Raw genomic sequence first — 23,943 nt, forward strand, 5'->3', positions numbered from 1 at the left:
AAAAAGGTACACCTTTTTGTCAGAAAGAAATACAGTGAGTTCAGGAAGGAAATACCAATATTCATACAAAACAAAGAGGGGTTGTGAATATATTAATCATATATCCCATACTTCTCATATCTGTATCCATAAAGTTCTCTTAATGTTCCACGCAAAAAAGGTCTGAAAACGGAGTAACGTGTTTCAGAAGGGGGGTAGAAAGCCTATGTTTCATATCTTTCAAACAGGGGAGGAGAGGGAATCCTCCTGGGATTCGATAGGAAATAGAGCAGTCGGACGGGAACATCCTGGAGGGAAAATGCCTGTAATGATGCACCGGCTGTTAGAGTATACCATAAAAACGGAAATGTCACACCGGTATGGTGAGACATGAGCAAGAGTTATTTTCCATGGGAACCAGTCTGAGGCAGAGAGCAATCATTGAGCGAAGGTGTAATAAATGACGGAAAAAGATGCAAACACTCTTTTGGAGCAGATCCGCAAAATTATATGGAACAGTCCCGCAGACGGAAATCTCTCCTTCCCGCCTCAGGACCGGAAATTTTGTGTTACAGAAGAGTTAAAACAGCTTCATACTTCCATAAAACGTATCATCGGGCAGATCATGCAGGTGATAAACGGAGTTTACAAACAACAGAGAGACGTAAAAAGTGCATTTTTAAGGTTAAAGGAACAGGTGGAGAAAGAAAGAAGATTTAATCGTCTTCTGGTATCCATTATGGACAGTTTAAAGGAATGGGTGATTGTAACGGAAAAAGAAACCGGAGAAATCCTTTATGCCAATGAACTGGCTAAAAAACAGTTTTATGACCCGGAAACCAGGAGTATCGTATGTGAAAAAGACTGCCCGTTTATGGCAAGGCTCCAGTCCTGCCAGGGACAGGAGACAGAACAGCGGTACGAATTTCAGTGTTTCCATAATAAGATTTTTCAGGTTAAAGCATATACTTTGCTTTGGGAGGATAAAAAAGCAGTGGTTCATATCATTACAGATATTACCTGTCAGAAAGAAAATGAAGCATTTTTGGAGGTCATGGCCTATCAAGACGAGCTGACGGGACTTAACAACCGCAGGAATTGTCTGGAGACTATTGACCGTTACATGGAAAAAGGCGTTCCTTTTTCCATTTGTATGATCGATCTTGACGATTTAAAACAAATCAATGACCAGTTCGGACATTTACACGGAGACGACTATATCAAACTGGTATCAGAGGAAATAAAACAGTCAGCCGGTGAAGAGGATTTTACCTGCCGGTATGGCGGGGATGAATTTGTGGTGCTTTACAAGGATTGCTGCGAGCAGGATGCGGTCGAGAAACTTGCGGCCATTGACCGGAATTTAGCAGATGGGAAAACAGAATATCCTATGTCCATCAGCTACGGAGTGGTATACGTTGAAGCGGGAACGGATGTTCTTTCTGAAGACGTTATAAAAAGGGCAGATGAAAAAATGTACTGCTTCAAAAGGGCACGGAAGCAAATAAACAGAAAGAGTACCGTGTGATTTAGACCCTTATCTTTTCTTGTGTTTTTTCCGGTTTTCCTATATAATGATATGCAGGTTAAAAGAAATGGGAGCAAGAAAAGAATGAGATTTATTGGAAGCAAGACACTGCTGCTGGACCAGATCAAACAGGTGATTGATGACAAGGCCCCAGAGGCGAAAAGCTTTTGTGATATATTTTCCGGAACCGCTGCGGTTGCCAGATATTTTAAACAGTGGTATCAGGTCTGTTCCAATGACCTGCTGTACTTTTCCTACGTGCTGCAGCGGGCCACCGTTGAGAATGACACCATGCCTGCGTTTGTTCAGTTAAAGGATATCCTGGGTATTGAAGACCCGGTGGAGTATCTTAACGGAAGAGAAAAAAAACATTTGGAGGAGCTTCCAAAGGAGCGCCGCTTTTTTCAGAATACCTATGCCCCTGAGGGCGGCCGCATGTATCTAAACGATGAGAATGCCCTGCGCATCGACTTTGCCAGATGCAGCGTGGAGGACTGGAGAGAGGCCGGTTTATTAAACGACCATGAATACTATTATCTGGTTGCCTGCATTGTGGAGGGAATTCCTTTTGTGTCCAATACTTCAGGAACTTACGGTGCATTCCATAAGACCTGGGAGAGGCGCAGCTACAAACGGTACGAGCTTTACCGTCTTCCCGTCACCCATAACGGAAAAGAGAATAAGTGCTACAACCTAAACGGAGCGGAGCTTTTGAAACAGATCGAAGGGGACATCCTGTACATTGATCCCCCGTATAATGCCCGCCAGTATTTATCCAATTACCACGTCCTTGAGACAGCGGCCCGGTATGACTATCCTCAGGTGCGGGGCGTGACCGGCCAGCGGCCCGATGGCGGGCAGAAGTCAGAGTTCTGCATGAAAGGCAAAGTACTTCCGGCCTTTGAAGAGCTTCTCGCCAATGCCAGGTTTTCCCATATCATACTGAGCTACAGCACGGACGGGCTTATGACAGTTGCGGAGATCGAAGAAGTCATGAAAGCCTGTGGAAAGCCGGAGACCTTTAAAGTTTATGAGATTCCCTACAGAAGATATAAGAGCCGGAAGGTGAAGGAGACAGAGCGGTTAAAGGAGCTTTTGTTCTACATTGAAAAGCAGGTGCCGCCATGTATATAAAAAGTCCTCTAAACTATACCGGAGGGAAGTATAAGATCTTAGAGCCTGTATTCCAGGCATTTCCAAAGAATATTGGAACCTTTGTGGATGTATTTGCAGGAGGCTTTAATGTGGGGATTAACGCAGATGCCGAACGGATCATCTGCAATGACCAGATCTCATATCTGATTGAATTATTTAAGTTTTTTAAAAAAACGGAAATCAATGAACTTTTAAATGAAATCAAGGGACTGATTCACCATTACGGACTGACTCAGCAGAATACAGAAGGCTACTATGCCCTGCGGTCAGACTATAATAAGACAAAGGATCTGACCCGGCTTTTTGTACTGACCTGCTATGCCTTTAATCATCAGATTCGGTTTAATAACAGCCATGAGTTCAATTCTCCTTTTGGCAGAAACCGGAGTTCCTTTAATGGCAATATTGAAAAGAATCTTACCCTGTTTTGTGAGGCACTGCATAAAAAGAACATTGAGTTTTCCAATCTGGATTTTACAGAACTGGATTATTCCGGTCTTTCAAAAGATGATCTGGTTTACTGTGACCCCCCGTATTTGATTTCCACAGGGAATTATAACGACGGCAACCGGGGATTTAAGGACTGGAAGGAAAAGGAAGAACGGGAGCTTTTGGAGCTGCTTGACTCACTGGAGGCCAAAGGGACACGCTTTGCTTTGTCCAATGTGCTGTACCATAAGGGACTTTCCAATGAACTTTTGATCGAGTGGAGCAAAAAATATCAGATCCATTACATTGATAAGACCTATTCTAACTGCAACTATCAGTTCAAGGAGCGGAATGCGGTCACGGTGGAAGTGCTGATAACCAATTATTAAAATAAATGCAGATTCACGGATTTGGATTCCGGGAGTCTGTTTTTTTATTGAATTTAGTAAAGATTATAATTTTCATAGAAGGTACTGCAAATTTTGGCACTAAAAGCGTAGAATTTTGGTATTTCGGTTGAAAATAGCAATAATTAGGTTATACTTAAAATATCTGGAAATTACCTAAAAAACCTTATTTCACAGGAGCAACCGTACTTAAAAATGAGTGCTTCTTATGATCAAGCTATTAATATTCTTTATCTGGAGGTTTGCTATAATGATATCACCTGATTGGTTTACATTAATATATAGGCCCTGTCACAAAAATAATAGATTCGGTAATAATGATTTTTCAGTCACTGCTTCTAATAGCCCTAATAATGGAAAAGCAGCCAAAGTGCCGGATCATTCTTCTGGTCATAAGCTGTACTTAAAGAAGGGGGCGTTATATTCTGGTGGTAATGGAACCGGATTATCTTATTACCTAGAATATGCGGAAGGATCAACGAAAGAGAACCCCCTGGTGACTGCAAAAGGGGTGGATGAGAACGGAGATGAGTTTGAGAAAACGATTTCTGTCAATGACATAGATCCAGAAAATGCCACCATCGTGGAATTACAATCTCTTGCTTCACATTACGGAATCGGAGAACGGATACTGGGTCTTAGCTCTCTGCCCGCAGAAATAAGAAACTCAGGGCTTACAGACCGTGTCAATCTCTTTGAAGCCTTTGATAAAGGCATTAAGGATTATCAAACAGTTGGAAGGCATGATTTAGTAGCACTTTATAAGAGAAATTATCATACATATTTAGAATTGTTTGAGAACCTGGGTATAGAGTAAAGTTCATGATAAAAGGGAAAGTTCCGGTTTATAAAACCATAACTTTCCCTTTTATCTTCATTTATTTAATTGGATTTTACTTCTTTCCAAGCTTCGTTATAAAGGGAATCCACTTCATCCCCAAGATACTTATAAACTTCGCTGGTCTTTAACATTTCCTCATCAGGAAACAAAGTTTTATTGTTCTTTAATTCCGGATCAAGAAGATCAAAGGCACCTTTGTTTGGAGTGGGATAGGTAATATAATCAAAGTTCTTCTTTGCGATCTCCGGACGGCATAAGAAGTTGATCCATTTTTCCGCGTTCTCCTTGTTGGGGGCATTGGCCGGAATGACCCAGGAGTCCAGCCACAGGTTGGTTCCCTCTTCCGGGATCACATACTCTAAGGAGTAATCAAGGTTTAAATCCTTGACTTCATTCTGGATATAAAGCATTTCCCCGGAGTAGATGACGCCTAAGGCAGCCTCGCCGCCGATCATCTTGTCACGCACCTGATCAATAACATAGGCCTGTACCAGCGGTTTCTGCCTGATCAGCAGCTCTTTTGCTTCCTGGATCTCCGCTTCATTTGTAGTATTCATGGAATATCCCAGAGACTTTAAAGCCACCATAAAGGCATCCCGGACGCTGTCCTGCATCAGGATATTGTCTTTAAATTTCTCATCCCACAAATCAGACCATTTGGTAGGAGCATCCTTTGGATCGATCATGCTGGTGTTATAGAGGATTCCTACGGTTCCCCAGCAGTAAGGAACGGAATATTTGTTTTCCGGGTCAAAGCTTTTAGACATCTCCAGATACTTGGGATCGATCTCCTTGATGTTTGGAATGTTGTCGAAATTAATTTCTGCCAGAAGGTTATTTTCCGCCATCTTCTGGATCATATAGTCGGAAGGACAGACCGCGTCATACTTTACGCCGCCGGCTTCAATGACCGGGTACATCTCTTCATTGGTCTCGAATAAATCATAAACAACCTTGATGCCCGTCTCTTTTTCAAACTCTTCGATGACGGATTCGTCAATGTATTCGCCCCAGTTATATACGTATACTTCTCCGGCGCTTCCTGCCTGGGAGCCCTGTTTTCCGCAGCCACTCAGCAAGGAAAGGAAGAGCGCTGACAATGTACCCAATGCCGCAATTTTAATTAAACTTTTTTTCATGTGCCTATTCTCCTGTTATTTTTTTCTCCGGGGTGCAAAGTTGGTGATCAAAAGAAGCACCAGCACCGTTAAAAAGATGATGGTTGAAAGTGCGTACATGGAAGGCTTGATGCCCCGGCGCACTTCACTGTAAATTAAAGTCGATAACGTATTGATGCCGGCGCCCCTTGTAAAATGCGTAATAATAAAATCGTCAAGGGACATGGTAAATGCCAGCAGGAAACCGGAAAGCACACCCGGAAGGATGTCCGGGAACACCACCTTAAAGAATGCAGAAACCGATGTGGCTCCCAAGTCCATGGCGGCTTCATAGGTACTTTTATCTGTCTGCTTTAACTTCGGCATGACGCTTAAAATAACATACGGAATGTTAAAGGTAATATGTGCGATCAGTATGGTCTGGAATCCAAGAGAGATTCCAAAGGCGATAAACGCCAGCATGAGAGAGATTCCTGTTACAATATCCGCATTGAGCATGGGAACGTTGGTGATGCCCATGAGAAGGGAGCGGGGGACACGTTCCATGCTGTTGATGGCGATGGCAGCTGCCGTACCGATGATGACCGCAATCAGGGAAGACAAAAAAGCGATCAGCAGGGTATTGTAAAGCGCCGTCATAATGGTATTGCTGGCAAACAGCTCCGTGTACCAGCTGACGGTAAAGCCTCCCCACTGGGTCCGGGATTTGGAACTGTTAAAGGAAAGAACTCCCATGGTGACAATCGGTGCATACAGAAACACCAGAATGATCACCAGATAAAAATCCTGTAAGATGCGTTTGATCATATCGATCTTTCTGTTCTTCAAAATGCCGTTCCCTCCCCGTTCTTGTCATACTTGGCGATAAGCGCCATGCTGATCAGAATAAAAATCATTAAGACCAGAGAAAGGCCGGAACCTAAGTTCCAGTTGCTTCCCTTTGTAAACTCCTGTTCAATGACATTGCCGATCAAAAGGATCTTGCTTCCGCCCAACAGGTTTGAGATAACAAAGGTGGTAAGAGCCGGAACAAAAACCATGGTAATTCCGCTTACGATGCCGGGAATGCTAAGGGGCAGCAGAATCCGGAACAGGACCTGAAAGGTATTGGCGCCTAAGTCTCTGGCAGCGCTGATCACGTTATCGTCGATCTTCATCAGCACATTATAAATAGGCAGAACCATAAAAGGCAGGAAGTTATACACCATACCCAGGATAATGGCTCCCGGGGTGTTGATTAAGTTCTGGGCGGGCAGGTGAAGTGTGGATAAGATTCCGTTAATGACGCCGTTCTTTTCCAGCAGCGTCTGCCATGCCAGTGTCCGTAAAAGAAAGTTCATCCACATCGGCAGGATGAATATAAAAACAATAAAACTTCCCTGTCCGATTCCCCGGGAGCGGAGAATCATGGCAAGAGGATATGCAAGAATCAGGCATAACACGGTGCTGACCAAGGAAAGTTCTAAGGAAAGCCATAAAGCCTTTGCATGTTCTGGGGTAACGATGGATATGACGTTGGCCAGGGTAAATGCACCCGACCGGTCCGTCAATCCATAGACCACGATCAAAGCCAGCGGAATGATAATAAAGCCGATCATCCACATGATATATGGGCCGGATAATAATTTCTTACTCATTGATTCCAACTGCCTCCTCATCTTCAGAAGCGGGCTTGTTCATGATCTGGATATCAAACGGGTCCACATGAATGCCTACGCTCTGGCCTACGGGGAACATATCCGTACTGTGCACCAGCCACTCAAAGCCGTCAGGGGAAGTCACTTCCATTTCATAATGAACACCTTTAAAGATCAAGTGAGTGACCGTTCCCAAAAGACTGCCTTCCTCCGGCTTTACAAGGTCAATGTCTTCGGGGCGGATGACAACGTCGACCGGTTTGTTGACGCCAAAGCCCTTGTCCACGCAGGCGAATTTGGCACCGAAGATCTCCACCAGTTCATCCTTAAGCATAATGCCCGGCATAATGTTGCTTTCCCCGATAAAGTCAGCGACAAACGCATTTTCCGGTTCATTGTAGATGCTTTCCGGAGAACCCATCTGCTGGATATAGCCCTGGTTCATGACCACAATGGTGTCTGACATGGTCAGTGCTTCTTCCTGGTCATGGGTCACATAGATGAAGGTAATACCGAGTTCGTTTTTCAGACGGATCAGTTCATACTGCATATCCTGGCGCAGCTTTAAATCCAAAGCGCCCAGAGGCTCGTCTAACAAAAGAACTCTCGGTTCATTGACGATGGCTCTTGCGATGGCGATTCTCTGCTGCTGGCCGCCGCTTAAAGAGCTTACGGTACGGTTTTCGTAGCCGTCAAGATTGACCAGCTTTAAGGCATATTTGATCTTATCCTGGATGTACTTCTTTGGCTTATTCTTAATCTTTAAACCAAAGGCGATGTTCTCTGCTATGGACATGTGTGTAAATAAAGCATACTTTTGAAAAACCGTGTTCAACTGACGCTTGTTGGGAGGCAGGTTCGTAATATCCTGGCCTTCAAAAATCACCTGGCCCCTGCCCGGGCGTTCAAAGCCGCCGATGATACGGAGTGTCGTGGTCTTGCCGCAGCCGCTTGGTCCTAATAAAGTAACAAAAGTGTTCTCCTTTACAGAGAGATTCAAATCATCCAGTACCATGGTACCGTCAAAGCTTTTTGTAATATTCCGTAAATCAATTAATGGCTGACCCATGACCTTTTATCCTCCTGTCAAAAGCTAGGCGGGGAACTCACCCAGATGAGTGTGGCACCGGCCTTGCTGCTTAAATAATGTTTTTTATCTGATATAAAGTAAAAGGATTCCCCTTTTTTGGCTTTATATGTCTTATTTCCTAAATGAATGGAAATGTTCCCCTGTAAGATATAGCCGAATTCCTCTCCCTCATGGGGATTGTCGGGGTAAGTTTCTCCTCCTGCTTCCAGGGTCAGCAGGATAGGCTCCATCATATTCTTCTGGGCGTTGGGAATGATCCACCGGATCTCATTTTTAAGGTCCCCGTCGTGTTTTTCAAAATAGTCGCCCTTGCCGAACACGATCTGTTCCTCCGGGGTCTCATTGAAGAATTCCCCGATGGAGGTGCCGAGGCATTGTAAAATATCCATAAGAGTTGCAATGGAGGGAGATGTCAGGTCCCTTTCCAGCTGGGATATAAAACCCTTTGACAGCTCCGCACGGTCAGCCAGTTCTTCCTGAGTCAGTCCTTTTAACACACGCAGTTCCTTTAATTTTGTACCGATGTCCATATGCTCCTCCTTATTATTATGTTAAGCTGAAAGTTTACTTATACTAACTGACGATAAATATAAGCGAAAAGTTTAGTAATAATAAACAGGCAGCAAGATACATTATACTTATTTTTCCTGTTATGTCAATACTTTTTACGCAACTTTTTCCTTAACAAATAAGGAATCTTATGATATGATATTTGTTAGTTTACACAAGGAAAAATCCAGGAGGAAATATTATGATGAAAGGCAGATATATGGCTTATGTAGGCTCCTATTCCTACAACGGAAAAGCAAAGGGCATTACGGTATACGATGTCGATGTGGAAAAGGGCAGCTTTATTCCCAGATGCGAGGTAGAAGTAGATAATTCTTCTTATCTGGTCGCCTCCAGCAGCGGAAAGACCCTCTATTCCATTGCAGATGAAGGCGTCGTATCCTTCCGTATTCATGAGAACGGATCCATCACAAGGCTGAATTGTGCCGGCATTAAGGGAATGAGAGGCTGTCACCTGTCAACAGATGCAGAGGATAAATACCTCTTTGTTTCCGGATATCATGACGGAAAATGCACGGTGCTTCATTTAAATGAGGACGGCTCTGTCGGAGATATCGTTACAGGCGTGTTCCACAAAGGGCTGGGAAGCGTGGCAGAAAGGAACTTCCGCCCCCATATCAGCTGTTCCAGAAGAACACCGGACGGAAAGTTTATTATGGTGGCTGACCTTGGAATCGACCAGGTGAAGATTTACCGCTTTGATGAAAAAGAGGGGAAGATGATCTTAATGGATGCCATCCGCTGCGATCTGGAATCCGCGCCAAGATGCTTCCGCTTCAGTTCCGACGGGAAGTTTTTCTACCTGCTTTATGAATTAAAGAACGTGATCGATGTATTTACTTATGAAACCGGAGACCGTCTGCCAAAGATCGAGAAGATCCAGACGATCAAGACAACGGGAAAGACCCCTTTGACGCAGTTGACTGCCGCCTGCTCCATGCGTTTGGCAAATGATGAAACGCACATGTTCTGCGGCAATGCAGGAGATAATACGGTTACGGTCTATCACCGCGATCCAAAGACAGGACTTCTGACATTTTCCTGCTGCCTTCCCATCAGCGGAAGCTATCCCAAAGATATCTGTGTGTTCCCGGATGACAGGCATATCGCTTCCATCAACCATGAGACAGGCAGTATCACGTTCTTTACCGTGGATTATGAAAAAGGACTGCTCATCATGAACGGCAAGGAATTAAAGGTCAATGAACCCAACAGCTGTGTGATCGTAAAGGTCAGCGGTTAAACGATTTAGAAAGCGGAAAGGAAAGACATACATGGCAGGATCAACACTGGGGACAATATGGAAGATAACCACATGGGGGGAATCCCATGGAAAGGGAATCGGGGTGGTCGTGGATGGCTGCCCGGCAGGACTTGCTCTTGAAGAAGCAGATATCCAGAACTATTTAAACCGCAGAAAACCGGGACAGAGCAAATTTACCACAAAGCGTCAGGAGTCGGATCAGGTGGAGATTCTTTCCGGTGTTTTTGAGGGAAAGACGACGGGGACGCCCATTTCCATGATCGTATGGAATACAGACCAGCGTTCCAGGGATTACGGCAACCTTGCAGAGGTCTACCGTCCCGGACATGCAGATTATACTTATGATGCAAAGTACGGGGTTCGGGATTACCGGGGAGGCGGCCGTTCTTCCGGAAGAGAGACCATTGCAAGGGTGGCTGCCGGAGCCATTGCGGCCGCTTTTTTAAAGAAGCTGGGCATAACGGTAACGGCTTATACCAGGTCCGTAGGGCCTTATGAAGCGGTTCCGGAACATTTTTGTATAGAAGAAAGAGACAAGAACCGCCTCTACATGCCGGACAAGGAGACAGCTGCCCAGGCCGAAGCCTATCTGGAAAAGATGATGGCAGAAACGGACTCCGTCGGAGGTGTGGTGGAATGTACCATTGACGGCGTACCTGCCGGAATTGGAGATCCTGTATTTGAAAAATACGATGCGGCGCTTGCAAAAGCGGTCATGTCCATCGGAGCGGTAAAGGGATTTGAGATCGGAGATGGTTTTGCTGCTTCCCGTGCCCTTGGTTCCCAGAACAATGACAGTTTTATAAGAGGCACCAAAAATGCAGTGGAAAAGGCAACCAATCATTCCGGCGGTATTCTTGGCGGCATCAGTGATGGTTCCAGAGTCATATTCCGTGCGGCATTTAAGCCCACCCCATCCATTGCCAAGTCCCAGAAGACGGTGACAAGGCAGGGAGAAGAGACCGAGATTGAGATCAAGGGACGCCATGACCCTATTATTGTTCCGAGAGCTGTTGTCGTGGTGGAAGCCATGGCAGCCATTACAACCGCAGACTTGCTTCTTGCCAACATGGCATCAAGAATGGATCATATTGTCTCTTTCTATGGGTGTGAAAGCAGAACACTCAGTGAAGACATAGAATGTTGATAAAATCCGGTATTTATGATATGGTAAATGCCGCATATACTTTTATAGAGACAGGAGAAAAAACATGAAGATTGCAATGGGAAATGACCATACGGCCATAGAAATGAAGAATGAGATCAAAAAGTTTGTAGAAAGCAAGGGATACGAAGTCATTGATTTTGGAACCAATGCAACGGAAAGCTGTGACTATCCGGAGTATGGCGAAAAGGTAGGCCGTGCGGTGGCAAACGGAGAGGCTGATCTTGGAATTGCCATCTGCGGGACCGGAGTGGGAATCTCTCTTGCCTGCAATAAGGTAAAGGGAATCCGGGCCTGTGTTTGCAGCGAGCCTTACACGGCAAAGCTTTCCAGAATGCACAACGATTCCAATGTGCTTTGCTTCGGCGCACGTGTCATCGGCGTGGAGATGGCAAAGATGATCACGGAAGAATGGCTAGATGCCGCTTACGAAGGCGGAAGACATCAGCGCCGTGTAGATATGGTGATGGATATTGAGAACAGATAGCAGGTTGAATTGATTTCAGGATTTACCGGGGCCGTGAGGAAAGACCATGACGGCTCCGGTTTTTATTTTTAAGGGATTATTTGTCTTTTACCATATCCGCCAGCATATTCTCCATCTGCTGAAGAAAATCAATAATGCTGCAGATGATTCTGGATTTCCGGCTCATTTTCAGATTGAGATTTTCTATTTTTTCTCCAAAGGAATCTACCACATCGGAGATAGCACCCGTACCCTGGGCGGCACCGTGCATGCGGACGCTTGTAGCATCAATATCTGTAATGATCTGTTTGCTGAAATTTTTGATTTCCTCCGTACAGGCGCTGACCTGGCGGATGTTTTCCTGTACCTCGTCAACCTTTTGCAGATTTGACAAACTGGAAGCCTTTGATGCTTCGATTTCGTTATGTACATCGCTGATTCCCTGAAACAGGGTGTGGATGCTCTCGTCAATACCGTCGACCAGATCCTTGGTGGACTTGGAAAGAAGACGGATCTGCTCTGCAATAACGGCAAACCCTTTGCCGGCTTCTCCAGCCCTTGCTGCCTCAATGGAAGCATTCAAAGCCAGCAGATTGGTCTGGGAAGCGATGCCGGTAATGGAATTGGACAGGTTCTGAATATTAAAGAAATCATGTTCCAGACGCTGGAAGACATCTGCAATGGCATCCAGCTGCTGATTGGTTCCCCGGATATTATCGGTCAGTCCGTTGGCATTTTGTGTGGTGTTTGCGATCACTCCGTTGGAACGGTCGATGACCTCATTGATTTCATTGGCATAAGAACCGAATTTCTTGAAGTCGTCGTTGATCTCATTGATTTTTTTATTGATGGAGGCAATCTGTTCGTAGGTCCTTGTAATATCCTCCATATATTTTGATACCTCTGCTTCTTCCTCCATCAGCTGCTCGATTTTTTCTTCGATGTGCAGGACTCCGAACTGGAGACTTTTTTCCATCCGCCTGTCCTGTTTTACAGAAGCCTCACTGTTTTCCTGGGGGCTCTCCCAATTCTGCTGATTTTTTTCCCTTTTACGAAACAAACCCATGGTACGTTCCTCCTACTCAAATACAGCCAATACCATTGTCTGGTTAAAATGCTGTTCGTTTAATTGTTCTCCGTAACCTGCAAAGCCGATATAATCTCCTACAGAGCTTCCTACGGTGGTAGCGAACTGACTGAGGTAGCCATCCGCTTCAAAAAGAAGAGACCTGGCAAGACAATTTACCATTAAAGTAAGGCTTGGCCTGCTGCATTCCCGTTTTACCTGTTTTAAAGTCTCTCCAATGACAGACTGGTACTTATCTGCCTCCAGAAGGACTACCTGAGAATTGTTATAGATTCTGGCATGGTATTCCATGGCGGAACCGTTGACGACGGTGTTATTTGCCACAATATACATTTCATTTCCGATGATTCTTCCCATAGGTGACTGGTCCAGATACTTGGGCAGCTGGGATATGGATACTCCCAAAGCATCTGCCATTACTTTTGCTGCCGGCTTGTTGTCATATTCGTACACGATTCGTTTTCTCACATCAACCTTAGTGGCTTTGAAATAGTGGGTCGTGGGCTTGTAAATATTTTCCCGGTACAAATGGATCTTTCCGCCCAGATTTTCTATCATCACGAAGACACAGGCATTTTGATAGACCTGACCGTTCAAGGCGATCATGGTTTTTTCCGCCTTGCCCCTATCTCCGGCAGAGCCTCCGAACACAGGGATTCTCTTCTTTGCCGTAACCGCGTTTATCGTGGAAAGCACCAGTTCCTCGCACCGGATCAAAGCACTGGAAAATTCCAGACAAATGGTATTTTCCGGATTATTGAACTGGGAAGCACAGCGGGTTACCTGGTCTACGTACTTAAGGGAGTATTTATCTGCCTCCTGTAAAAGCCCGGCTTCACACCGGATGCCATCCTCAAACCCTATTAACATCAGGGTTTCCTTAAATGCTCCCTCCTTGCAAAAAGCAGCAAAGGTAGTCGATCCCATGGAAATGGCCTGGGGAAAACGTTCCCTGATTTCCCTTGCATATTCTTTAAATTGATCGACTCCGGAAAAAAAGAGGATTAATTTAGGGTTGTGCAGCTGGGAAGCGGCCTCCTCTACGGCTGTCTTTGGATTGCTGTTTTTGCTTTTTCCTATTTTGTAATTCATCTTATTATCCTTTCGTGCAATTGGAATGCGGCTTCTATTTCATTGACAAGATCCGGTTACAAAATGTCTGAAATGGAATAATTGTGTGATTTGTCTGTGATTGTATCACACCCGTTCTATATTTTCTATTAGAAAACAGAACAAAAAAATACAGTTTGAGTGAACTATTCCCATAAGAAAAGATTTTCTTTTGTTAATATTTTCCAAAAAGTAGTGTTTGTTTGTGAAAATTATTGACAGCAGCCACAAGAAATTTGGTTTTCTCTGTACAACCTGTTTTTGAGATGCTACAATCAGAGAAAAGAGCAGGGGAAGATTTACAAGATACCTGCAGCATTCAGGAAGAGGAGGAACAGCAGATGAAGAAGATCGGATTTATTGGTGTTGGAATCATGGGAAAGTCAATGGTACGCAATCTGATGAAAGCAGGCTTTGAAGTGGCGGTTTATACCAGAACCAGAGAAAAGGCTGAGGAGGTCATAAAGGAGGGGGCCAAATGGTGTGAAGATGTCAGCTCCTGTGCCAAGGGCAGAGATGCTGTGATCACCATCGTAGGATATCCGGCGGATGTAGAAGAAGTTTATTTTGGAGAAAAGGGCATATTGTCAAGTGCTGACCCGGGAACCTGTCTCATTGATATGACCACCACCAGCCCCAGGCTTGCCGTACGCATCTATGAGGAAGGGAAGAAGAAAGGATTAAAAGCCATCGATGCGCCTGTTACCGGAGGGGATACCGGGGCAAGGGAAGGAACCCTTACCATACTGGCCGGAGGAGATGAGGAAGATTTCAACCGCTGTCTGCCTGTATTTGAAGCCATGGGAAAGGCAATCAAATACCAGGGAAAAGCGGGGAACGGCCAGCATACCAAGATGTGCAACCAGATCGCCATTGCCGGCGCTTTATCCGGTGTCTGTGAGGCCCTGGCTTATGCAAGAGCCAATGGACTGGATGAAAGGACCATGGTGGAATCCATTGGAACAGGAGCCGCGGGCAGTGCCCAGTTAAAGGCTCTGGCCCCCCGCATCCTTTTAGGAGATTTTGCTCCGGGATTTTTTATCAAGCATTTCATCAAGGATATGAAAATCGCTGCAGAGGAAGCAAAGGATGCAAACCTCCATCTTGGAGTCCTGGAATACGTGCTGTCCATGTATGAGACTATGGCAGCGGAAGGTCACGGAGATGAGGGGACTCAGGCACTGGTGAAATATTACCAGTGGTGAAAAAAATGCAGGTCAGGAACGAAATCCTGATCTGCATTTTTATAATTTTTATTCTTACCAATGGCAAGATTATTGTATTTTCTTGATGGATGGGAAATAACGGAATAAGACCTTTGCAATAATTTTGTCCTTCTTCACATATTTATGATTCCATCTTCTGGCGTCTGCGGAAAAGTTACGGTTGTCGCCCAGCATAAAATAGGAATCCTCCGGAACTTCAAAGTGGGCATCCGGTTCCGGTTCCATAGGCTCCGGCAGATATGGTTCCTCAAGAGGAGTTTCGGAATTATTTAAATAAACTTTCCCGTTGCGGATATCAATGATATCTCCGGGAGTTCCAATGATCCGCTTCACGTAATAGGTTTTTCCCGTGGGATCATCCGGGAAATGAAAGATAACAACATCTCCCCGCTGCGGTTCAGAAAAATAATAGGACAGCCGGGACCCGATCACTCGGTCACCTGTCATAATGGTCTGTTCCATAGAGCCGCTTGGCACTCTGCTGTTGGCAATGATGAAATTATTCAGCACAAATGCAATGGCAGCTGCAGTAATAATAATTTTGATCCAGCTGATAAGTTCTTCTTTCCAGTTGAACGGCTTTTGTTCATTGGGCATGTTTTCGTCTCTTTTCATATCATTTTTCTTTTTGGCTTTACTGAGTGGTTCCATTACTGAGTGTATATGAGTTTGGAGCATAACGCAAGGGAGTTCACAAAATGGTAAGAAAATATTCACAAACGCTCCACGGAATCGCCATATTAGACTGGTAGTATAAATTCATAAAATACGGCACAAAGGGGGAATACTTTTGAGAGAGACAGGCAAAAGGGAAAATGGTTTGTTTATTATATCTGCAATCCTGTTTTTTGTTTCTCTGTTCCTGCAGATCATGGCAAGGAACGTACCTGGATTTGGCGAGTGGTATGCAAGAGTTGTTTATCCCGTTTTTGTCGGAAGCCTGGGAAGACTGTCCGGCCTGTTTCCTTTTGCTTTAATGGAAATTACCGCCTGCATTCTCATTTTCTTTTGTACCGCCTGTTTGATCCGATATTTTCGGAAAACGAAAAAGATCCTCATCGGCAGCCTGTTCCTTCTTACACTTTTCTTTTTTTTATTTACCATAAACTGCGGCATCAACTATTACCGGTACCCTTTTTCTGTTTATTCGGGCCTGGATATCAGAAAGTCCTCCAAAAAGGAACTAAGGGACTTATGTGAGAAGCTGACGGACACTTTAAATCAGATGTCGGAACAGGGAGTACCGGGGAAGTTTGACAAGGCAGTTTTGGAGGCAGAAAGTGTAACCTCCATGGAAAAGCTGGGAGAGGTCTATCCGGAGCTGTCCGGGTTTTACCCCAGGCCCAAGCCTTTGGCCTTCTCTTATCTTTTTTCCGTTCAGCAGCTTTGCGGCCAATATTCTCCATTTACGGCAGAAGCCATTTATAACCGTTCTATGCCCCAATATAATATTCCCCATACGGTCTGTCACGAGCTGTCTCATTTCAGAGGCTTCATGAGAGAGGATGAGGCTAATTTTATCGGGTATCTGGCCTGCATCGGTTCTGAACATGAGGCGTTCCGCTACAGCGGCTACTTGACCGGCTGGGTCTATGCCACCAATGCCCTGGCTAAGTCTGATCCCATGGCTTATTCGGAGCTTTCTGGACAGCTTTCCGGTCAGATTTGGGCAGATCTAAGGGATAATACGGAATTTTGGGGCCAATATGAAGGAAAGACTGCGGAAGTCTCCAATCTGCTCAACGACAGCTATTTAAAGCTGAACAGCCAGACGGACGGTGTTGACAGCTATGGCAGAATGGTGGATTTGATGCTTGCCTATGAGCGGTCGAAAGTTATGGAGGCCAGGGGTGGATATTGAAAAATCCATGAAGGAATGGTAAAATGATTTCCAGTTGGTAAAATATGTGGAGTTAGGAGACTATAAATGATATTTTTTACCCTTACCAGTTCGGTAGCGGATGAGGCGTTTGTAGATATCAAACAGGAGGTTCAGGAAAATTTAGAACAGCTTAAGCCGAATGTCCTCCTTGATACAATCAAAGGATGGGGACCGGATCTGATCGCCTTTGGGATCAAGCTTTTGATCGCCCTGCTGATCTTTTTTATCGGTTCCAGGATCATAAGGCTTTTTTATCATATGCTGGAACGTTCCTTTCAGAAGATGGACATGGAGGTCAGCTTAAGTAAGTTTCTTCTGTCCGTATTGAATGCAGGCATGTATTGTCTTCTGGGTTTTATTATCGCAGGTCAGATCGGAGTCAACTCTGCTTCCATCGTGGCCCTTCTTGGTTCTGCCAGTATTGCCATCGGTCTTGCGGTCCAGGGAAGCCTTGCGAATTTTGCAGGAGGGGTGCTGATTCTGATGATGAAGCCCTTCCGGGTGGGAGACTATATCGTTTCCAAAGACGGAGAGGGAACGGTTCGCACCATCGGTCTTGTTTATACGGTTTTAACCACTGCCGATAATAAGCAGGTGGTCATTCCCAACGGAACCCTGTCCAATTCGGCTCTCACCAATGTAACGGCCATGGAAAGCCGGAGGCTTGATGTGCTGATACGGATCAGCTATGGCTCGGATCTAAAAAAAGCCAAAGACGTTCTTGAGAAAATCCTCAAAAGCCATCCGGGTATCTTAAAAGAAGAGCTCATGGAAGTGTTTGTCAGCGATTTGACCGACCAGGGGGTGATTCTGGGAGTCAGGGGCTGGACACGTATGGAGGATTACTGGAGTGTCCGTGCAGAAGTGTTAGAACAGATCAAGCTGCGTCTGGAAGAGGAGGGGATCGAGATTCCCTGTAATCCCTTTTCCGCTTACATGAAATAAAAGGTTAAGTTAAGTTTCATTTTGAGATATTTGGTCAAAAAGTTTGTTTTTCAAGACTTTTTGACCATTTTTTGTTATAATAAGCTGGCCGTTTCTGAATAGACGGAGAAAAATGGACATTAGAGCGAGAGCTTTCATGCCATTTATTTTTAATATATGATTAGTCATGACTAACCTCACAGGCATCCGGCAGTTTCATGTAAATGCCTGTGCTGGGGGGAACATGGGAAAGGCGGAGATTTATATGGAAAAACTGACAAAGGCACAGATGCAGTATCTTCTCTCCTGGATCGGAGAAAAAAAGGAGAAACGCTCCTTTTATCATCTTGCAATTAAAAATAATGTATCTAAATCAACGGTTCAGAGAACCCTTAATGTTTTGGTAAACCGGGGATTTTTAAATCAGCAGTATGATTTGACCCCGGAGGGAGAGGGGTATGTAAACTGGTATCTGCCAAGGCACCGGTCTTTGGTTGGCTGGCTTTTGCTTCATGACATTGACCAAAAGCTGGCGGAATCCACCGCCCATACCTGGCTGGCCGTTACGGAAGATCCTGTAGTGGATATGCTTCTTAAGAACTGTCTGATCTGCAGCATCTGTAAGGTCCTGTCTGCAGAAAAGACTTCTGAGGAAGGTCCTGATATGGATTTATCCCAGTACCTGCCGGAAGGAATTTATCATGTTGACGTGGAATTTGTTAAAGATGGAGCAAATACTCCGGAACCGTCTATGGCAGATGGCGCGTTTGAAAAGCCGGCCCGACTGATCATTGCAAAAGGAAACAGCGTCATTGAGCTTAAGCGCCTGCGGGTGGTTCAGTTCTCTTACCGGAAAAATAATCTGATCAGCGGAATGCTCAAAACCATGGAGTATGTGGTAGAAGGAAAGAAAAAAAAGGCAGAGGTGGAGGGGGACTATGTGAGAATAAAGGCCTCCCATATTCAGTGGTCCTGTTCCAGAAATGAATTAGAACTGAAAGGGGAGCTTCGGATTTATGCCACATGCACAGCCGGAATCATACACATGCCAAAGAGTCCGGCTATTATGAAAATCAGTTTCAGCCACGATCCAAAGGTACAAATTGGTTCAATCATGCCATTTTCGTAAAAAACCGTATGACAATAGGTACACACATTTCTTGATAAAAAGGTGCTGTATTTGATAAAAAAGGAAAAATAAACCAATAATTATTGGTTTTTTCTCTTTATTTCGTATGACAATAGGTTCGGAATTAAGAATTGAATGAATATTGACAGTGTTTTTTTCGTATGTATATAATGCTGGTGTGCAAGGGAAATTTAGTGGTTTTCTTTTTTTATCAATAAGTTAGCTTAAACTAACTGTGCGGGAAAGGATCGTTTCATATGAATCTTGAAAAAGAGTTTGGACGGTTTCGGAAGAACTGGAAGCAGGGAAAATATAAAACCGTAATTCAAAGGGCAGGCATTGGAACTGCGGTCGTGTGTGCTGTGGTCCTTGGAAGATATTATATGGAGACAAGCAGGGCAGAAGAAGCGGTGAATCAGCTTCGGCAGACAAAGGAAGCCGCAAAGGAAGCCGGAGGAGGGGAGACCCTGACGGTCGGTGAGGGCAACGTGATGGCAGAGTATCAGGCCCTGTTTTCTGAAAATCCCGACCTTGAGGGCTGGCTTACCATTGAAGGAACCAGGGTGGATTACCCGGTCATGTGGACTCCGGAGGACCCGGAATATTACAGCCACAGAGGATTTGATAAGGAGAAGAGCAAAAACGGGCTTCTGTTTATGGACGAAGCCAGTGACGTATCAGAGTTTGGGGGAAATATCATCATATACGGCCACAACATGAAAAATGGTTCCATGTTCGCGGACCTTTTAAAGTATAAGGCTGAGGATTACTATAAAGAACACTCCATAATTCAGCTTGATACTCTTTATGAAACAAGGATGTATGAGATTGCCAGTGTGGTGACGGGCAATGATTTGGAAAAGCTTCCCTATGGATTTACAAATGCCGCTGATTCAAAAGCGGAGGAGGTCATTCAAGCGATGAAAGAAAATTCTATCTATGATACCGGGGTTGAGATCGGTTATGGAGATGATTTTTTAACCCTTTCCACCTGTGATTACAGCATAGAAAACGGAAGACTGGTGGTAATGGCCAGGAGGATTTCTTAGAATGAAGATTACAGAAAAAATAGTGGAGAAAAAATATCCTGGACAGCTCTTTCTGGCGGGAGCCATGGCGCTGGCAATAGGAATGACGGCTGTATGTCCGGGGACGGTTTTGGCGGCAGAGGAAGGAACCTATCTGGTAACGGTTACTCCCAGCTATAAGGACCCTGAGACAGGCAATATTGAAGATCCGGGAAACAATGAGGCCATTGGACAGGGAATGACTGAGCGCATGTGCGGGTCCACCGGGCTGTTAGAGGTAGACAGCACTGGAACCATGTACCTTACCGTACGGTATTATCTTTCCCAGTTTATCAGTGATGTGACATTTGAAGAAAGAGACGGAGGTTCTTTTACAGAATTGTCCTATAAGGAGGTTCAGTCAAAGGAGGCTGTGGAAGGTGCTTCAGATATTGGGGATAAGTACGGATATACGGATTACCGCATGAAGATAACCAGTCTGGATTCCGTATACCGGGGCAAAGCCTTTATAAAACCGGCAGGAAGAAATGTCATTTTCTTTTTCACAGCAAAGAATCCAGTCGCAGGAAGGGGGGATTTTGTTACGGAACATGCAAAGGAATCAAAGGAAACGGAATCAAAAGGCGGGGAAGTGCAGACAACCGGGCAATTTCAGGCAGAAGAAAATGACAGCTTGCTGTCTGATGACGGACTCCGTGAGGAAGCACACTCCCCCGATGGGAAAGAAGAGAACGGAAACGGCAGCGGAGAAGCCGATGATCCTGTGACTGGAATTCCTAAAAAGCCATCTTCAAAGAAAACAGCCGCAAAAGAGGTACAAAACCATAAAGGAGAAGCAGTGTCAGATCATCTGAATACCTCTTATGACCTGTCCCAGGTGCCCGTGGAGGAAGCCAGAATGCAGACCAGGCAGATGTTAGAGGAGGCAGTTGGAATTGTAAAGGTGACGGGAACGGGGGAGAAAGAGGGTAAGGAAGGCTTTCGGGTACCAAAAGAAGCCGGAAGCAGCCGGAAGGTCATGATGGGGCTGTTTGGAGTATCGGCGGTTCTGGCGGCTTATATGGGACTGGGACTTTTAAGACAGCGGCAGGGAGACAGACAATGAAAATAAAGAGAATCATAAATACGGTTATTGGAATCCTTGGATCGGCGTCCGTTGTTCTTACCGGCTGTGTGGATCAGACCGGAGGGGAGGTCAGAAATTCCAGTGCAGATAATCTTAAGATTGTAGCCACCTCTCCTGCGGTTACGGATATTATGGCAAGGCTTGACATAGAACTTGTTGGGGTGCCGGAATCCAGCCTTTCCCAGATTCCTGCCCGTTATGACGGTGTTACCAGGATTGGTTTAGCCATGAGCCCGGACATGGAGGTCATAAAAACACTGGATCCGGATTATGTGGTGGGCCCTGGGGCTCTCCAGTCAGATCTGGAGCCAAAGCTAGAGGCGGCAGGCGTAAAAGGAGTGTTCATTAATCTGGAAAGTGTGGAGGGACTGTATAAGAGTGTGGAAGAACTTGGAGAACTGTTTGGAAGACAGGAGGAGGCACAGAAGATGACAGACGAATTTTCTGCCTTTTATTACCAGTACCGCCGGGGGAATGAACATAAGGAAAGCCCCAGAGTGTTGGTCTTGATGGGCCTGCCCGGTTCCTATGTGGTGGCCACAGGCAAAAGCTATGTGGGAAGTCTGGTAAGGCTTGCGGGAGGAATTAATGTGTATGAAGAGGAGGAAAAGAATTTCATTACGGCCAATACGGAGGATATGCAGTCCAAGGATCCGGATATCATTCTAAGAGCCGCACATGCCATGCCGGAAGATGTAGTGCAGATGTTTAAGGATGAATTTGAAACAAACGACATATGGAAGCATTTTCGGGCGGTACAGGAGAAAAAGGTTTATGACCTGCCCTATGACCAGTTTGGCATGAGTGCCAAATTCAATTTTCCTGAGGCCCTGGACACTTTGCAGCCAATGATTTATGGGGAGGAATAAGTATGACAGACATCAGTGTGCAAAGCCATAAAAAGGCTGAAACAGGCAGCTATAAAGGAGTATATTTTCTTGGACTGCTGATTTTGTTTCTTATCACTGTTTACATATCGGTAAACACGGGAAGTCTGAACATTTCCATGGAGCAGCTGCTCTCCGGCCTTTTTGTGAAATACGATCCCGATGTAGCTGTCATATGGGATCTTCGATTTCCGAGAATTTTCATTGCTTCTTTAGGAGGTGCGGCTCTTTCCGTATCCGGCGTTCTTTTTCAGGCGTGTATGAAAAATCCCATCGCTGATCCGGGGATTATCGGAGTCAGCGCAGGGGCAGGTTTTGTGGCGGTGCTGATTGCAGGAATGTTTCCGTCCCTGTATTTCTTAACGCCCCTGTTTGCCTTTGCCGGAGGAATCCTCTCCTGCGGACTGGTATACCTGCTGGCATTTAAAAATGGTCTGAATCCTCTGCGGGTGATTCTTGTGGGAGTGGCGGTCAATGCAGTGTTTACAGGGCTTACCCAGGCCTTTCATTCCATGACAGGAGGCAGTATGACAGGGGTGGCCTCCATTGCAACCGCCAATATTTCACAGAAAACCTGGGAAGATGTATACATGATCTCCGGATATGTGGTGCTTGGGCTGGTGTTAGCCTTTGGAGCATTTTATAAATGTGATCTGCTGTCATTGAGTGACCAGACAGCCAGAGGGCTGGGGGTCAATGTGACCACCGCCAGAATTTCAGTTTCTTTCCTTGCTGTGGTGCTGGCCAGCATTTCCACCGCTGAGATGGGGGTGGTATCCTTTATCGGGCTGATTATTCCGCATATTGCAAGACTGCTGGTGGGCTCCAGCCATAAGGTACTTATCCCGTTTTCCATGCTGGGCGGCGCATTTCTCATGCTGCTGGCAGATACCCTGGGGCGGACCATTGCAGCCCCCTATGAAATATCAGCTTCCATTCTGCTTTCCATTGTGGGAGGCCCCATGCTGATAATCCTGATCCGAAGGAGTGAGAAAATCTATGGCGTGCAGTGAAGAATTACTGATGAAGGCGGATGACTTAACCTTTTCCTATGACGGGCAAAATAATATCATACAGGAACTAAAGCTTTCTGTAAAGCAGGGGAAAATCACAGTATTAATGGGAGCCAACGGCTGCGGAAAAAGCACGCTGTTTCAGTTGATGACAAAGAATCTGATTCCCGATCAGGGCAGGATCTTACTTGGAGAAAGGGACATTGAAGACATGAAGCGGAAAGAATTTGCAAAACACGTTGCCATTGTCCATCAAAACAACAGGGCACCTGCGGATTTAACGGTCAGTAAGCTGGTAAGCTATGGCCGGACACCCTATCTGAATGCGTTTCAGACAGCAGGCACCAGAGAGGATGAGGACATCATCAAATGGGCCTTGGAGGTAACGGATTTATGGTCCATAAAAGACCAGTGTGTTTCCCGGCTTTCCGGCGGACAGAGACAGAGAGTCTGGATCGCCATGGCACTTGCACAGAAAACAAAGATACTTTTTCTTGATGAACCCACCACTTATCTTGACATCCGGTATCAGATCGAGATCATGAAGCTGGTGCAAAAGCTGAATAAAGACTATGGAATTACGGTGATTATGGTGCTTCATGATATTAACCAGGCCATGGAATACGGAGACATTTTTGTTGGCATGAAGCATGGAAGGATCGTGGCAGAAGGAGCTCCAAAAGAAGTGATCGACAGTGAAATTCTTTTAAGGCTTTACGGAATCCGCCTCCCTGTGGTTGAAGTGGAACACCAAAAGTTTGTTCTTACGGTCTGACAAAGCCTGGAAATGTGGATGCCGGGCGCCCGTAGAAATACCGGATCAGATAAAAGAACACAAGGCTGTCCTGGAATGGACAGGAAAAACTATAAACTTCCCGGAAA

General features: G+C 45.3%; 25 protein-coding genes. 17 read left to right on the forward strand and 8 right to left on the reverse strand.

What is annotated here, in order from left to right:
• Positions 1-205: 205 nt before the first annotated feature.
• The 5 genes from ACLTWA_RS13330 to ACLTWA_RS13350 all read left to right on the forward strand — a co-directional run bounded on the left by ACLTWA_RS13330 (position 206) and on the right by ACLTWA_RS13350 (position 4,315).
• Positions 206-373 carry a hypothetical protein gene (locus ACLTWA_RS13330; RefSeq protein ID WP_412328388.1) on the forward strand — a complete coding sequence of 56 codons (168 nt, stop codon included), beginning with the start codon at positions 206-208 and terminating at the stop codon, positions 371-373.
• Positions 374-439: 66 nt separating this feature from the next.
• Entirely contained in the window at positions 440-1,507 is a 1,068-nt protein-coding gene (locus ACLTWA_RS13335; protein ID WP_412328389.1) for a GGDEF domain-containing protein, read from the forward strand.
• Positions 1,508-1,591: 84 nt separating this feature from the next.
• Positions 1,592-2,641, forward strand: a complete 1,050-nt coding sequence (locus ACLTWA_RS13340) for a DNA adenine methylase (RefSeq protein WP_412328390.1) — start codon at positions 1,592-1,594, stop codon at positions 2,639-2,641.
• Complete coding sequence (locus ACLTWA_RS13345; protein ID WP_412328391.1) at positions 2,632-3,480, forward strand: Dam family site-specific DNA-(adenine-N6)-methyltransferase; 849 nt, start codon at positions 2,632-2,634, stop codon at positions 3,478-3,480. Before ACLTWA_RS13340 ends, ACLTWA_RS13345 begins: the two co-directional genes overlap by 10 nt.
• A gap of 226 nt (positions 3,481-3,706) precedes the next feature.
• Positions 3,707-4,315 carry a hypothetical protein gene (locus tag ACLTWA_RS13350; protein ID WP_412328392.1) on the forward strand — a complete coding sequence of 203 codons (609 nt, stop codon included), beginning with the start codon at positions 3,707-3,709 and terminating at the stop codon, positions 4,313-4,315.
• Positions 4,316-4,380: 65 nt separating this feature from the next.
• Here ACLTWA_RS13350 and ACLTWA_RS13355 read toward each other — a convergent pair whose 3' ends face one another.
• From ACLTWA_RS13355 to ACLTWA_RS13375, 5 genes are read right to left on the reverse strand one after another with little or no spacing between them, the layout of a single operon-like run.
• Positions 4,381-5,478 carry an ABC transporter substrate-binding protein gene (locus ACLTWA_RS13355; protein WP_412328393.1) on the reverse strand — a complete coding sequence of 366 codons (1,098 nt, stop codon included), beginning with the start codon at positions 5,476-5,478 and terminating at the stop codon, positions 4,381-4,383.
• Between the two features lie 15 nt (positions 5,479-5,493).
• On the reverse strand, positions 5,494-6,264 hold the full coding sequence (locus ACLTWA_RS13360) for an ABC transporter permease (RefSeq protein ID WP_412328538.1): 771 nt from the start codon (positions 6,262-6,264) through the stop codon (positions 5,494-5,496).
• Between the two features lie 17 nt (positions 6,265-6,281).
• A complete protein-coding gene (locus ACLTWA_RS13365) occupies positions 6,282-7,094 on the reverse strand; it encodes an ABC transporter permease (RefSeq protein ID WP_412328394.1) in 813 nt (270 codons plus the stop codon).
• A complete protein-coding gene (locus tag ACLTWA_RS13370) occupies positions 7,087-8,163 on the reverse strand; it encodes an ABC transporter ATP-binding protein (protein ID WP_412328395.1) in 1,077 nt (358 codons plus the stop codon). Before ACLTWA_RS13370 ends, ACLTWA_RS13365 begins: the two co-directional genes overlap by 8 nt.
• Positions 8,164-8,180: 17 nt before the next feature.
• Positions 8,181-8,714: a helix-turn-helix domain-containing protein gene (locus ACLTWA_RS13375; RefSeq protein WP_412328396.1), complete on the reverse strand. Its 534-nt coding sequence runs from the start codon at positions 8,712-8,714 to the stop codon at positions 8,181-8,183.
• Between the two features lie 224 nt (positions 8,715-8,938).
• On the opposite strand from ACLTWA_RS13375, the gene ACLTWA_RS13380 reads away from it, so the two are divergent.
• The 3 genes from ACLTWA_RS13380 (at position 8,939) to rpiB (ending at position 11,670) form a co-directional block, all read left to right on the forward strand.
• Positions 8,939-9,997, forward strand: a complete 1,059-nt coding sequence (locus ACLTWA_RS13380) for a lactonase family protein (protein ID WP_412328539.1) — start codon at positions 8,939-8,941, stop codon at positions 9,995-9,997.
• Between the two features lie 31 nt (positions 9,998-10,028).
• Complete coding sequence (gene aroC / locus ACLTWA_RS13385) at positions 10,029-11,165, forward strand: chorismate synthase (RefSeq protein WP_412328397.1); 1,137 nt, start codon at positions 10,029-10,031, stop codon at positions 11,163-11,165.
• 64 nt (positions 11,166-11,229) lie between these two features.
• Positions 11,230-11,670, forward strand: a complete 441-nt coding sequence (rpiB, locus tag ACLTWA_RS13390) for a ribose 5-phosphate isomerase B (protein ID WP_412328398.1) — start codon at positions 11,230-11,232, stop codon at positions 11,668-11,670.
• Between the two features lie 76 nt (positions 11,671-11,746).
• Here the strand turns inward: rpiB and ACLTWA_RS13395 are convergent, their stop codons facing one another.
• Together ACLTWA_RS13395 and ACLTWA_RS13400 are read right to left on the reverse strand one after the other, a co-directional pair.
• On the reverse strand, positions 11,747-12,715 hold the full coding sequence (locus ACLTWA_RS13395; protein ID WP_412328399.1) for a methyl-accepting chemotaxis protein: 969 nt from the start codon (positions 12,713-12,715) through the stop codon (positions 11,747-11,749).
• A 12-nt stretch (positions 12,716-12,727) separates the two neighbouring features.
• The gene (locus ACLTWA_RS13400; protein ID WP_412328400.1) at positions 12,728-13,828 is read right to left on the reverse strand and encodes an FIST signal transduction protein; all 1,101 of its coding nucleotides are present in this window, start codon (positions 13,826-13,828) and stop codon (positions 12,728-12,730) included.
• Positions 13,829-14,187: 359 nt separating this feature from the next.
• On the opposite strand from ACLTWA_RS13400, the gene ACLTWA_RS13405 reads away from it, so the two are divergent.
• Positions 14,188-15,051 (forward strand): NAD(P)-dependent oxidoreductase, encoded by an 864-nt coding sequence (locus ACLTWA_RS13405; RefSeq protein WP_412328401.1) that lies wholly within the window; start codon positions 14,188-14,190, stop codon positions 15,049-15,051.
• Between the two features lie 69 nt (positions 15,052-15,120).
• Here the strand turns inward: ACLTWA_RS13405 and lepB are convergent, their stop codons facing one another.
• Complete coding sequence (lepB, locus tag ACLTWA_RS13410) at positions 15,121-15,687, reverse strand: signal peptidase I (protein WP_412328402.1); 567 nt, start codon at positions 15,685-15,687, stop codon at positions 15,121-15,123.
• Between the two features lie 175 nt (positions 15,688-15,862).
• Between lepB and ACLTWA_RS13415 the strand changes: the two genes are divergently transcribed.
• The 8 genes from ACLTWA_RS13415 to ACLTWA_RS13450 all read left to right on the forward strand — a co-directional run bounded on the left by ACLTWA_RS13415 (position 15,863) and on the right by ACLTWA_RS13450 (position 23,836).
• Positions 15,863-16,933: a DUF3810 domain-containing protein gene (locus ACLTWA_RS13415; protein WP_412328403.1), complete on the forward strand. Its 1,071-nt coding sequence runs from the start codon at positions 15,863-15,865 to the stop codon at positions 16,931-16,933.
• 66 nt (positions 16,934-16,999) lie between these two features.
• Positions 17,000-17,899, forward strand: coding sequence for a mechanosensitive ion channel family protein (locus ACLTWA_RS13420; protein ID WP_412328404.1), 900 nt, complete (start codon positions 17,000-17,002; stop codon positions 17,897-17,899).
• 244 nt (positions 17,900-18,143) lie between these two features.
• Positions 18,144-19,007 carry a hypothetical protein gene (locus tag ACLTWA_RS13425; protein ID WP_412328405.1) on the forward strand — a complete coding sequence of 288 codons (864 nt, stop codon included), beginning with the start codon at positions 18,144-18,146 and terminating at the stop codon, positions 19,005-19,007.
• Positions 19,008-19,264: 257 nt separating this feature from the next.
• Positions 19,265-20,056 carry a class B sortase gene (locus ACLTWA_RS13430; protein ID WP_412328406.1) on the forward strand — a complete coding sequence of 264 codons (792 nt, stop codon included), beginning with the start codon at positions 19,265-19,267 and terminating at the stop codon, positions 20,054-20,056.
• 1 nt (position 20,057) lies between these two features.
• Positions 20,058-21,140: a heme-binding Shp domain-containing protein gene (locus ACLTWA_RS13435; protein WP_412328407.1), complete on the forward strand. Its 1,083-nt coding sequence runs from the start codon at positions 20,058-20,060 to the stop codon at positions 21,138-21,140.
• A complete protein-coding gene (gene isdE / locus ACLTWA_RS13440) occupies positions 21,137-22,030 on the forward strand; it encodes a heme ABC transporter substrate-binding protein IsdE (RefSeq protein ID WP_412328408.1) in 894 nt (297 codons plus the stop codon). Before ACLTWA_RS13435 ends, isdE begins: the two co-directional genes overlap by 4 nt.
• 2 nt (positions 22,031-22,032) lie before the next feature.
• Complete coding sequence (locus tag ACLTWA_RS13445) at positions 22,033-23,061, forward strand: FecCD family ABC transporter permease (protein WP_412328409.1); 1,029 nt, start codon at positions 22,033-22,035, stop codon at positions 23,059-23,061.
• Entirely contained in the window at positions 23,048-23,836 is a 789-nt protein-coding gene (locus tag ACLTWA_RS13450; RefSeq protein WP_412328410.1) for an ABC transporter ATP-binding protein, read from the forward strand. Before ACLTWA_RS13445 ends, ACLTWA_RS13450 begins: the two co-directional genes overlap by 14 nt.
• The last annotated feature ends 107 nt before the right edge of the window (positions 23,837-23,943 follow it).

Origin of the sequence: Lacrimispora sp., from assembly GCF_046972725.1 — a bacterium.
Taxonomy (GTDB): domain Bacteria; phylum Bacillota; class Clostridia; order Lachnospirales; family Lachnospiraceae; genus Lacrimispora.